General features: G+C 46.1%; 12 protein-coding genes. 8 read left to right on the top strand and 4 right to left on the bottom strand.

Features of this window, described 5'->3' with window-relative positions:
• Positions 1-246: 246 nt before the first annotated feature.
• Together mnmA and ACRD6K_RS08650 are read left to right on the top strand one after the other, a co-directional pair.
• Complete coding sequence (gene mnmA / locus ACRD6K_RS08655; RefSeq protein WP_430972932.1) at positions 247-1,434, top strand: tRNA 2-thiouridine(34) synthase MnmA; 1,188 nt, start codon at positions 247-249, stop codon at positions 1,432-1,434.
• A gap of 186 nt (positions 1,435-1,620) precedes the next feature.
• Positions 1,621-2,634, top strand: coding sequence for a dihydroorotate dehydrogenase-like protein (locus ACRD6K_RS08650; protein WP_299577151.1), 1,014 nt, complete (start codon positions 1,621-1,623; stop codon positions 2,632-2,634).
• A 108-nt stretch (positions 2,635-2,742) separates the two neighbouring features.
• On the opposite strand, the gene ACRD6K_RS08645 is transcribed toward ACRD6K_RS08650, so the two are convergent.
• The 4 genes from ACRD6K_RS08645 to ACRD6K_RS08630 form a co-directional block, all read right to left on the bottom strand.
• Positions 2,743-4,065, bottom strand: coding sequence for a DEAD/DEAH box helicase (locus ACRD6K_RS08645; RefSeq protein ID WP_299577149.1), 1,323 nt, complete (start codon positions 4,063-4,065; stop codon positions 2,743-2,745).
• 41 nt (positions 4,066-4,106) lie between these two features.
• Positions 4,107-4,568, bottom strand: a complete 462-nt coding sequence (locus ACRD6K_RS08640) for a hypothetical protein (protein ID WP_430972930.1) — start codon at positions 4,566-4,568, stop codon at positions 4,107-4,109.
• Positions 4,569-4,670: 102 nt separating this feature from the next.
• Positions 4,671-5,858: a SpoIIE family protein phosphatase gene (locus ACRD6K_RS08635; protein WP_430972929.1), complete on the bottom strand. Its 1,188-nt coding sequence runs from the start codon at positions 5,856-5,858 to the stop codon at positions 4,671-4,673.
• Complete coding sequence (locus ACRD6K_RS08630; RefSeq protein ID WP_299577144.1) at positions 5,858-6,784, bottom strand: PAS domain-containing protein; 927 nt, start codon at positions 6,782-6,784, stop codon at positions 5,858-5,860. The genes ACRD6K_RS08635 and ACRD6K_RS08630 overlap by 1 nt, the downstream gene beginning before the upstream one ends.
• A gap of 161 nt (positions 6,785-6,945) precedes the next feature.
• On the opposite strand from ACRD6K_RS08630, the gene ACRD6K_RS08625 reads away from it, so the two are divergent.
• From ACRD6K_RS08625 to ACRD6K_RS08600, 6 genes are read left to right on the top strand one after another with little or no spacing between them, the layout of a single operon-like run.
• The gene (locus ACRD6K_RS08625) at positions 6,946-7,290 is read left to right on the top strand and encodes a hypothetical protein (protein ID WP_299577142.1); all 345 of its coding nucleotides are present in this window, start codon (positions 6,946-6,948) and stop codon (positions 7,288-7,290) included.
• Positions 7,290-7,700, top strand: coding sequence for an ATP-binding protein (locus tag ACRD6K_RS08620; RefSeq protein WP_430972928.1), 411 nt, complete (start codon positions 7,290-7,292; stop codon positions 7,698-7,700). Before ACRD6K_RS08625 ends, ACRD6K_RS08620 begins: the two co-directional genes overlap by 1 nt.
• The gene (locus ACRD6K_RS08615; protein ID WP_430972927.1) at positions 7,700-9,076 is read left to right on the top strand and encodes a [Fe-Fe] hydrogenase large subunit C-terminal domain-containing protein; all 1,377 of its coding nucleotides are present in this window, start codon (positions 7,700-7,702) and stop codon (positions 9,074-9,076) included. Before ACRD6K_RS08620 ends, ACRD6K_RS08615 begins: the two co-directional genes overlap by 1 nt.
• Positions 9,063-9,404, top strand: a complete 342-nt coding sequence (locus ACRD6K_RS08610) for a DRTGG domain-containing protein (protein WP_299577136.1) — start codon at positions 9,063-9,065, stop codon at positions 9,402-9,404. Before ACRD6K_RS08615 ends, ACRD6K_RS08610 begins: the two co-directional genes overlap by 14 nt.
• On the top strand, positions 9,401-10,144 hold the full coding sequence (locus tag ACRD6K_RS08605) for a PHP domain-containing protein (RefSeq protein ID WP_430972926.1): 744 nt from the start codon (positions 9,401-9,403) through the stop codon (positions 10,142-10,144). The genes ACRD6K_RS08610 and ACRD6K_RS08605 overlap by 4 nt, the downstream gene beginning before the upstream one ends.
• Complete coding sequence (locus ACRD6K_RS08600) at positions 10,141-10,689, top strand: ATP-binding protein (protein ID WP_430972925.1); 549 nt, start codon at positions 10,141-10,143, stop codon at positions 10,687-10,689. The genes ACRD6K_RS08605 and ACRD6K_RS08600 overlap by 4 nt, the downstream gene beginning before the upstream one ends.
• Positions 10,690-10,710 lie beyond the last annotated feature (21 nt).

Raw genomic sequence — 10,710 nt, 5'->3', positions numbered from 1 at the left:
GACCACTCATCCCTTTGCCGGACTTAAGCCCTTCAAGCGCCTCTTTTTTGAACTTCTCGTAATCAAACTTTTCTTTTACCATATCATGTAAATTTTAAAACATTCATTTTTGTTTACATGACACAGTTTATTGAACACTCTCATGCCCTATCTTAACAAAAGATCACCCCGCATCTTAAATATCACGGTCTTCTTTCCACCGAATTGCCTATTTCCAAATTTCGTTCTACTTTTGTCGCTCAATTGATGCAAAAGATGAAAAGGGTAGTTATTGGACTTTCAGGAGGAGTAGATTCAAGTGTTGCAGCCTATTTGCTGAAACAACAAGGATACGAGGTGATCGCTTTATTTATGGTGAACTGGCACGACCGTACAGGCACCTTAACGGGCAGTTGCTCCTGGGAAGACGATGCTATGATTGCCGAAATGGTAGCCAAGAAACTGGACATGCCCTTTCATATTGTCGACCTCAGCAAGGATTATAAAAAACGGGTTGTCGACTACATGTTTGACGAATACAGCAAAGGCCGCACCCCCAACCCCGATGTGCTTTGCAACCGCGAAATCAAGTTTGATATTTTCATGGATGAATGCCTGAAATTTGATGCCGACTATGTGGCTACCGGGCATTATTGTCAGAAAGGGGAAGTGGAAAAAGACGGCCAGCCCATTTTCCAGTTGCTGGCGGGCGAAGACAACAACAAGGACCAAAGTTATTTCCTGTGTCAGCTCAGCCAGAAACAACTCAGCAAAGCGCTGTTTCCCATTGGGCATCTGGACAAGCCCGAGGTTCGTAAAATTGCCGCCGAGCAGGAACTGCCAACAGCAACCCGTAAGGACTCTCAGGGTATTTGCTTTGTGGGGAAAGTGGACTTGCCTACCTTCCTGCAACAACAACTGGAGCCCAAAACCGGTAATGTGATTGAAGTGCCGGCCGAATTCATGGCGAAGAAAAAGGCGGTAGAAAAGACTCCCGATAATTTCAAAAAACTGTGTTTTGCCTACCCTTACAAACCCTGGAATGGTAAAGTAATTGGCGAACACCGTGGCGCGCATTTCTATACTGTTGGTCAGCGCAAGGGGCTGAACATTGGCGGCCACGAACAACCCCTGTTTGTGCTGGGAACCGATGTCAACCGCAACATTATTTATGTAGGTGAAGGAACTGACCACCCGGGACTGTACCGTCCGGGACTGTTCATTTCAGAAGCGGAAACCCACTGGATTCGGGAAGACTTGAAAATGGCTGTTGGAGAAAGCCGACGCTACGATGTGCGTATCCGCTACCGCCAACCGCTTGAAAAAGCAACGCTCTATCAGCGCGAAGAAGGCTTGTACCTGTTGTTCGATGACGAACAGCGTGGCATTACAGCCGGGCAATTTGCTGCCTGGTATGATGGCAAAGAGTTGCTTGGTTCGGGTGTCATAGCCTGATGCCACCAGCCTGGCGGCTAAAATACGTCGAAACCTTAAATCAGATACTTCGGGAAGCCAGTAACTTCCGCTCAGACTCTGTCGTAAAGATTTTCAAACACTTGTTCATCTTTGTGCTTTTGGCTTTGAACAAAAGCAGAACTTCCATAGTTTAAGTAACAGAAAATAACCTGTAAAATCAATATTATGGCAGATCTATCAACCACCTACATGGGGCTAAAGCTAAAGAACCCGATAATCTTAGGTGCCAGTAACCTGGTGAATAAACCAGCAGTGATTAAACAGCTCGAAGAAGCAGGCATCGGGGCCATTGTGTACAAGTCGCTCTTCGAAGAACAAATCCAACTGGAATCGCTTCAACTTGAAGATGAACTGCACGAATACGAAGAGCGTCATGCTGAAATGACCAGCATTTTTCCGGACCTGGAACATGCCGGCCCGAAAGAGCATCTTTTCAATCTGAAAACCTTGAAAAAGAATACTTCGGTTCCTGTAATCGGAAGTTTGAATGCCATCTATGAAGTTTCGTGGGTTGAGTATGCCAAAGAATTGGAGCAAACAGGCATTGATGCCCTGGAAGTGAACCTGTATGCTACGCCGGGCTATTTTGAAACCAGCGGCAACAGCATTGAAGACAAACAAATTCAGATTGTTAAAAGCATCAAAAAAGCCGTTCAGATTCCGGTTAGCGTAAAACTCAGTCCATTTTATACCAATACCTTAAACTTCATCAAAAAACTGGACGAAGTGGGTGTTGACGGCTATGTGCTTTTCAACCGCTTTTTCCAGCCGGAAATCGATATTGAACAAGAGCTTTTCTACTATCCCTGGGAGTTGAGTCATGAAAAAGATCACCAGCTTGCGCTGCGGTATGCCGGTTTGCTGTATGGCAACATTGACGCCAGCGTATGTGCCAGCCGTGGAATTTCAGACACCAAGGATGTCATTAAAATGTTGCTTGCCGGGGCCGATGTCGTTCAGGTTGTTTCTGCCATCTATCGTAACCAACCTCCGTTTGTAGCTAAGGTACTCCGCGAATTGGCCGACTGGATGGATCACAAAGGCTACAAATCGCTGGATGATTTTCGTGGAAAATTATCGCGGAAAAACCTGAAAGATCCCTTTGCTTACCAACGGGCTCAGTATGTTGAGATCTTAATGAAATCAGAAGAAGTTTTTAAGAAATACCCGATGGTTTAAATCGGAATAAACGCATAAAACCAAAAGGCTTTAAACGATTGTTTAAAGCCTTTTGGTTTTTCTATTCACGCTACGAGGCCCGAATTCTTACAGGCAAAGGTGATTGCCTTAGTTTGCCAAACTCACCCGTACCTTTTTGTTTTTTAAGCGAAGTTTGTCAAGCATTTCTACCAATTGGTCTGCCTTTGCAGCATGTACGCCTACAAAAGCACAGTCCTGCTTCAGCTCAATCACGCCCAATTCATCTTTGTTCAGCTTCCCTTGTTTAAAGAAAAAACCGGCAATATCAGCTTTCGATATCTTATCTTTTCGTCCGCCGGAAATAAATAAGGTGGTCCAGGCAGAACTCTCCGGAAGTGGTGCTTCCTGAAGCCGTTCAATCCCTAAAGCCCCCATGTAGTCGGGCAAATTTTCTTCTTCCCACTGCAACACGTAGGCCGTTCCATCGTTAAACATGCGCGCAGTACGCCCGTTACGATGCGTAAATTCATCCTTCCGCCCCGGAAGCTGGTAATGAATAATAAATTTGATCTCCGGAATATCGAGTCCACGCGCCGCCAGGTCGGTAGCAATCAGAAGCTGGTGCGAGCCATTCCGAAACTGAATCAAGGCCCGTTCGCGATCCACCTGTTCCATCCCTCCATAAAAGCAACCGTGACTAATTTGCTTTTCTGTCAGAAAAGCACTCACCCGCTGAATGGTATCTTTAAAGTTGCAGAAAATAATTCCGGGCTGGTTGCCAATATGGCAAAGCGCCTCAACCAAGGTTTCCAGCTTGTCTTTTTCAGGGGAAAGAATCCGCTTGATCTTCAACTGCGAACCTTGCTCCTTCAGGTTATTGATTATTCGGGGCTTCTTCAGTCTCACAAACGAAGGAACCTCTCTTTTTTGGGTTGCCGAGGTTAATATTTTCTTCTGAAGATCAGGCAGAGCAGCCAGAATCTGTTTCATCTCCCCTTCAAATCCAATCTCCAGCGACTTGTCAAATTCATCGAGCACCAAGGTTTTTATGGTGTGCGTTGGAAAGGTTTCGCGCCGAAAATGATCCGCGATTCTGCCGGGCGTCCCAATCAATAAAGCCGGACGGTGTTTCAACTCCAGCCTGTCTTTCGAAAATGACGTACCGCCATAAACCGCATTGGTCTTAAAGCCTGCCCCCATTTCGCGGGCCACCTGTTCAATTTGAATAGCCAGTTCGCGCGATGGCGCAATAATCACACATTGCACTTCCTGACAATCACGATCCAATTCGGCAAGCACCGGCAACAAAAAGGCCAGCGTTTTTCCGGTTCCGGTAGGTGACAGCAATACCACTTCAGCGCTTGACTGAATAGCCTCCTGGGCCTCCTGCTGCATGGCATTCAGTTGCTCAATGCCTAACTTTTCCAGAATATTTTCCTGATTTTTTAACATCCGGCAAAGGTAATTCATTTCCTTTGATCACCGGCATACCGACAATAAAGTGTGCGCAATTAAACAATTGATTTAACCTGAATGAGCTGGCCATTAAAATCAAGTTCATCGCCAGCCTTTTTACCGCGCAGTGCCTGCCCCAAAGGCGACAGCATGGATAAGCAATAAACATCGGTTTGCCCAATCCGGATTTTCCCCATGGCTACCGACAGCAAATAATGGCCCTGATTACAAACAAGCAGGCTTCCTAACGCAGCTTCCTGCATAGCAACTGACGGATTAATTTTTGACAGCTCATTTTTCAGAGCCCGGTTTTTACTCAACTGCGCCTGGTGTTTGTCCAGTTCCATTTGCATCATGGCCCGGCCGGTTTCGTATTTGTCGCCGGCACTGCTTTTCGTATCATTATCCCGCGCTTCCTTAGCCGATTCTATGGCTTTTAAGCTCGCGCCGATACGTTCATCCAACAAGTCATTCAGCTGCTTCAGCAATTGTTCTTTGAGTTCTGTATTGAAAGTCATTCAGTTCTTATTCAAAAATGAAATGCCGTTCCACTCCGGGCAAAAGCCCACGAAGTTCCGGTAACGGCAATACAATATGTTTTTATCTAAAAAATAACAGAATTAAACCAGCTCAACAGTCACGTTCTTCAGGAAACGCTCTTCCAGCAAACGGGCAATTCGTTTAACCACAAATTTACGTATTTCCAGCTCCACGGGCTGATCCGGGTCCTGATGTGCCCAGTTGATGCGTGTGCCAACAATGATGTGAATGTTATCATGCTCCAGCAGTAGTTTGGCGACTTCCTCCGGCGGACTTGTTCCCAGACGGTCTTCGCGCGAGTAGGCCTCCAGAATCTCTTCCACCTTCCCCATGGTTAAAATTCCTTCGGTAACCATTTCAAAGCCCTTCATTTCTGCTGCAGGCGGAATCCCAGCTTCCTCGTAGCCATAACGATGCTGAATGTTGACTTCCAGGTCGAGTTCACGGGCAATAATCTCAGCCGTTGTTCCTCCACAAATGATCTTTTTACCGGGAAACTCAATAACCCGCTTGACAAAATCCGTGTCCTTTATTTTATAGAAAGGCGGACCGGTAATCAGCATAAACTCCCTCGGTTGCCTGAAATGAACAATGCCGCAACTCGTGTCGTCCTTCAGTTCAAAACCATCATTCATGGCTGCCTGGTTCAGAATTTTTCGCGCCAGTCGGGTGGCGGAAATTCCCGGTTCCCGAGCCAGCTGTTTTTCAGCAAAGCTACACACCTGTTCAAGCCCCCAGCCCATCGGATAACGCTTTCCTCCCAAACCACTTTGCTCCACGCCATCAGTCATAAAAACAATCCGGTCTCCCTGGATCGGATTAAATTCCCGGATGCGAAGAATTTTACCCACATTTTCTTCTCCGCGAATATTCACCTCAATCTCGTTGGGAACATAAGGTTTCCCATGCCGCAAAATGATGGTTTGCGGGTTGTCGTAATTAACAATGCGAACCATGCCGTCCACTTCAATTTCAATGATGGTGAACGTGGCATAACTTTCCTGTCCGTCGCTGCTGCGGGGCAAAGCACGCATAAATACTTTGGCGGCCACATCGGGTTGTGTGTGTAGCGAGGAGTAATTCAGCGCCATGGACGCTGTTAAAGTTCCGAGTACGTTGGCTTTTACACCATGCCCAATTCCATCGGACAACACCAGGATTACGCGGCCTTCTTCCTTGATCCGGCGCGTTAGAAATACATCGCCACACACCACTTCACCTTTCGGGAGCTTTTGTTGCATGTGCACATCAAAGTGGTAATCAGCCATCAGTTATCCTCCTCGTATTTATAGGACTCAATGATTGAATTCAGCATGATTTCGGTTTGGGAGGCATTTTCGCCCAACAGAAAAGCAATTTGACGAACCGTTTCCAGGTTTTGCTTATTCACCTGCCGGGCCCGGCTGATAATTTCTTCACGCACTAACGAGGGAGCCGACATATCGCGAATGAGTGCCCCAACAACCCGGTTTTTATAGATGGTGATGACCGAAATATGCAACAGGCGATTCTGAACCTTTAAATCGCGCTCAACCATGTTTTCGCCCGAAGCCATCAGGGTTGCAAACATTTTAAATATCACTTCCGGAATCAACTCTTTCAAATCCGCTCCTTGCAAGCCGGGAATGGTTTCATACAGTTCCTCCAGTTCTTCGCCAAACAAGCGGGCAAAACCTTCATTGGAATCGATGACTTTAAAATCGCTGTCAACAATCACAATTCCCGCCCGGATTTTATGAATCATGGCCGAGGCAATCACGGAAGCTTCCTTGGCCTTTGCCAGCTTACGTTCGGCCTTTTTGCGGTCAGTAATATCCATAATGGAACCCACAACACCAATAATTTCATCGTTGCCATTCCGAATGACCGCTTTATTAAAAATTACATCGTGTATGGAACCATCAGACAAACGAAACTTGGTTTCATAGCTTTGTCCCTGCTGATTTTCAAACAACTCCTGATCACGACGAGCATACATCTCCGCAATATCAGGGGGTTGTACGTCAAACACCGTCTTTCCAATCACTTCCTCCTTTTTCAGGCCTATAAAATTCTCATGTGCCCGGTTGGTGGCAATGTAAACGCCATGAATATTCCGGTAAAAAATAGGAATCGGCAAAGCATCAATAATCTTTTGATGCAAGTCAGGATGCTGAATCATTTCCGTGTGTAAGGAATTGTCGTCGTAAATCATGATTTTGGGTACTTGGTTTTGGGTACTGGTTCTACGAAATTACAAATTTCAGCCCTTATTTCAATTCAATCTAAATTTTAATCCCCGGGCGCATATTCCATTCAAAATTGACTCCCATCTCACAGTTTTCAATCATATTTGTACAAACCCATTTAAGCACCATGCAGATCAGTAAAATTTGCCAACTATTGTCCGCCCGAATTATTTGCGGCGAAGAACTCTCAACAGCCCAAATTGAAAGAGGTTATAGTTCCGATTTGATGAGCGATGTTCTGACCCTTGATACAGACAACCTGCTTTTGATAACCGGGATGTGTAACCTGCAAACAATCCGGACTTCGGAAATGGCTGATATCCGGTTCATTGTTTTTGTTCGCAATAAAAAGGTAAACGATGACATGCTGGCTCTAGCCAAAGAAAACAACCTTTGCATTTTGGAGTCGCCTTTCACCTTGTTCAAGGCCAGTGGCATTTTATACCAGGCAGGCTTAAAACCGGTTTATTAATGAAACTTCAATTTACCATAGAAGGAGGCAATTTTTCAAACGCCGGGCATGCTGCCAGCGAAATAAAAAAGATGCTTAAACAACTGGGGATAGAGGCCCGATGCATTCGAAATATTGTCATTGCCCTGTATGAAGCCGAAGTAAATGTGGTAGCTCATGCCTTTGAGGGTCAGATTTTGGTGGATATTGAAACCGACAAAATAACGACAGAAATCATTGATAAAGGTCCGGGAATACCGGATATTGAGTTAGCCATGCAGGAAGGTTACTCTACGGCCAGCAAAAAAGTCAGAGAAATGGGCTTTGGTGCCGGCATGGGACTTCCAAACATCAAGAAAAACACAGACGAATTTTATATTGAGTCAACAGTAAACAGTGGAACAACACTTAAAATGATTAATTACTTTTAATGTCACCGGCAAAACGATATCACGCATTAACCATCGATGAACAAAAGTGCATGGGCTGTACGCACTGCATGAAAGTTTGTCCCACCGAAGCAATTCGGGTGGCTGGTGGTCTGGCTGAAATCAGAGCTGACCGCTGTGTGGATTGTGGTCATTGCATGCGGGCATGCCCCGTCAAGGCAATCTATGTTGAGCAGGATGACTTGCAAAATATCCAGTCTTTTAAATACCGCGTCGTATTATTTCCTGCGGTTATGATTGGACAATTTCCGGAGAAATATACCGAAGACCAGATTTACGCGGCACTGCTCAAAATCGGATTCACCCATGTGTTTGAGGTCGAGCAGCCCATCGGGATTTTAAAAACCTCGATTAAGGAATACTGCCGAAAATCGCCCGATAACCGGCCACACATATCAACTTTTTGCCCGGCTATTGTCCGGCTGATTCAGATTCGCTATCCATCGCTGACGGAGAACCTGATTAAGCGAAAAGCGCCCCACGACCTGGTTGCGCATTTTGCCATCAGCGAACTGAAAAAGCAAGGAGCCAAAGAAGAAGAGATCGGCTTATTTTATGTGACTCCCTGCAATGCCAAAATCAGTTCGGTGAAAAGCCCGGTTGGTGAAACCGAATCCATCGTGGACGGCATCATCAACATGGATGCAATCTACAACCGGGTGATGAAAGCCATTGATGACAGCGAAGCAGCAGATACCAGTGCGCGGCGTCAAAACCTGACGCGGGACGGCATTTTATGGAGCTTAACACGTGGCGAAGCCAGAAACTTTGGCGAACGTAGCATGGCCATTGATGGTATTCACAATGTGATCCGCTTTCTGGAACGCCTGGAAAACGAAGAAGTGCCGGATATTGATTTTCTGGAACTCCGGGCCTGCGACCAAAGTTGCGCCGGGGGCATTATGATGACCGGAAACCGTTTTTTGACGGTTGAACGGCTGGAACGACGTGCCAAGCGCTATCCGCCAGCCTGGAAACTTCAAAACTCACCGGCTATTAAAGAATCGAAACAACTAAAACAAAAGTTAGTCGCTGATACCATTATCCCCAAACCCGCCTTTAGCCTGGACAAGGACCGCAAACGAGCCCTGGAAAAAATGGCCCGTGCCCAACGCATCATCTGCTTTTTGCCGGGTATTGACTGTGGCGCATGCGGAGCACCCAACTGTCAGGCCTTAGCCGAAGATATGGTCAATGGCAAAGCCAAGATGTCTGACTGCATTTTCCTCCAGCAAATGTGGGAAAACGAAGGCAAAATTGACACCAAAAAGGCTTTGCGCAACGTTGAAAAGAAATGGGGAGAAAAACGGTTTCAAGCCGACTGCAATAAACGAGGACGAAGAAATGAAGGTTTCTGAATTAGTAGAACTATTGGATTTACAAGTGATTTCAGGCGAGAAAGGACTTGACCGCGAAATCAGTGGAGCATATGTCTCTGACTTACTTAGTGATGTTATGGGAAATGCCCTTGAAGATCAAGTGTGGATTACCCTGCAGGTACATCAAAACGTGATGGCCATTGCCTCACTAAAAGATCTGGCCGCAGTCATCCTGGTGAAAGGACTGCAGCCCCACCAAAGCACGATTGCCCATAGCAAAGAGGAGCAAATCCCCTTGCTGTCCTCTTCCGATTCAACCTTTGATTTAAGCGGGAAATTATATGAGTTGCTGAAAGAGAAAGGATGAAAAAGTTTCGGGCCGACTTACATATCCACACCATTTTATCACCTTGTGCCGACCTGGAGATGAGCCCGGACAAAATTGTTGAACGGGCTATCGAACAAGGGGTCGACATTTTGGCCATTACCGACCACAACTCAACACGCCAATGCGCCATGGTAAAAAAACATGCCGAAGGCACTGGGTTGATGGTTATCAATGGATGTGAAGTCAACAGCCGCGAAGAAATTCATGCCATCTGCCTGTTTGAAGATGATTATACCCGCGACAAGTTTCAACGATTTCTGGATCAATACCTGCCGGAAATCCCGAACCGTCCGGAGTACCATGGGCACCAGGTTTTGCTTAACCGGAAAAACCAAATCACCCAGTACTTTCCACACTACCTGGGAAGCCCGCTTCAGATTGACCTGGAAAGCATTGAACAATACACCCACCAACTCAACGGCCTATTTATTCCGGCTCACATCGACCGGCCCATAAATAGCCTTTATAGCCAGCTGGGCTACCTGCCCTCCGACCTCCATGTTGACGGCTTGCAAATTACCCGGTTTGCCGACGAACAAACAATACGCAAACAATACGATATTCACTCGGACACCAGCCTAATAACCGCCTCGGATGCCCATTATCCGGAAGATATCGGCGCTGCATGCACCTCCTTCTATTTGTTCGAGCCTACTTTTCAGGAGATCCGCTGGGCCTTAAATCAAAAAAACGGTCGATCTGTAAAAATTGAATCATGAACCAACTCGCCTTACACATTCTCGATATCGCACAAAACTCCATTCGGGCCAATGCCAGCCTGATCGAAATTCAAGTTCAAGAACAACCCGACAAAGACCAATATTCCATAACGATCAACGATGACGGACACGGCATGAGCCCCGCCCAGCTTGAACAGGCCACAAACCCGTTTTTCACTACGCAAACCACCCGAAAAGTTGGTCTTGGGCTCCCCTTGCTCAAACACAATGCCGAACAAACCGGAGGGCATTTCCAACTCCGTTCGGATGAAAATAAAGGCACACAGCTTGAAGTAAGCTTTGGCTTTAAACACATTGACCGGCCCATCTTGGGCGATATTGCCGGAAGCTTACTGATTTTGCTTAGCAACGAAAACAACACTGAAATACACTATAGCCACCAAACGCCCAAAGGGCAGTTTGAATTTGACAGTCGGGAAATCAAAAAGGAATTGGATGGGATGCCCATTGCAACACCATCAATTCGAAAATTCCTGCTGGAAATGATTCATGAGAATTTAGAACAAATTCAAATTAGCGAATAATGATAAAAATTAGATTTTATC

Source organism: Sunxiuqinia rutila (assembly GCF_050589705.1).
Lineage (GTDB): Bacteria > Bacteroidota > Bacteroidia > Bacteroidales > Prolixibacteraceae > Sunxiuqinia > Sunxiuqinia rutila.
This window is presented reverse-complemented; position numbering and strand designations above follow the sequence as displayed.

What these genes read in the sequence shown, in the direction of transcription:
- ACRD6K_RS08610 (WP_299577136.1), top strand. Translation starts at nt 9,063, where the DNA reads ATGAAGGTTTCTGAATTAGTAGAACTATTGGATTTACAAGTGATTTCA.
- mnmA (WP_430972932.1), top strand. Translation starts at nt 247, where the DNA reads ATGCAAAAGATGAAAAGGGTAGTTATTGGACTTTCAGGAGGAGTAGAT.
- ACRD6K_RS08650 (WP_299577151.1), top strand. Translation starts at nt 1,621, where the DNA reads ATGGCAGATCTATCAACCACCTACATGGGGCTAAAGCTAAAGAACCCG.
- ACRD6K_RS08635 (WP_430972929.1), bottom strand. Translation starts at nt 5,858, where the DNA reads ATGGCTGATTACCACTTTGATGTGCACATGCAACAAAAGCTCCCGAAA.
- ACRD6K_RS08615 (WP_430972927.1), top strand. Translation starts at nt 7,700, where the DNA reads ATGTCACCGGCAAAACGATATCACGCATTAACCATCGATGAACAAAAG.
- ACRD6K_RS08630 (WP_299577144.1), bottom strand. Translation starts at nt 6,784, where the DNA reads ATGATTTACGACGACAATTCCTTACACACGGAAATGATTCAGCATCCT.
- ACRD6K_RS08620 (WP_430972928.1), top strand. Translation starts at nt 7,290, where the DNA reads ATGAAACTTCAATTTACCATAGAAGGAGGCAATTTTTCAAACGCCGGG.
- ACRD6K_RS08645 (WP_299577149.1), bottom strand. Translation starts at nt 4,065, where the DNA reads ATGAATTACCTTTGCCGGATGTTAAAAAATCAGGAAAATATTCTGGAA.
- ACRD6K_RS08605 (WP_430972926.1), top strand. Translation starts at nt 9,401, where the DNA reads ATGAAAAAGTTTCGGGCCGACTTACATATCCACACCATTTTATCACCT.
- ACRD6K_RS08640 (WP_430972930.1), bottom strand. Translation starts at nt 4,568, where the DNA reads ATGACTTTCAATACAGAACTCAAAGAACAATTGCTGAAGCAGCTGAAT.
- ACRD6K_RS08600 (WP_430972925.1), top strand. Translation starts at nt 10,141, where the DNA reads ATGAACCAACTCGCCTTACACATTCTCGATATCGCACAAAACTCCATT.
- ACRD6K_RS08625 (WP_299577142.1), top strand. Translation starts at nt 6,946, where the DNA reads ATGCAGATCAGTAAAATTTGCCAACTATTGTCCGCCCGAATTATTTGC.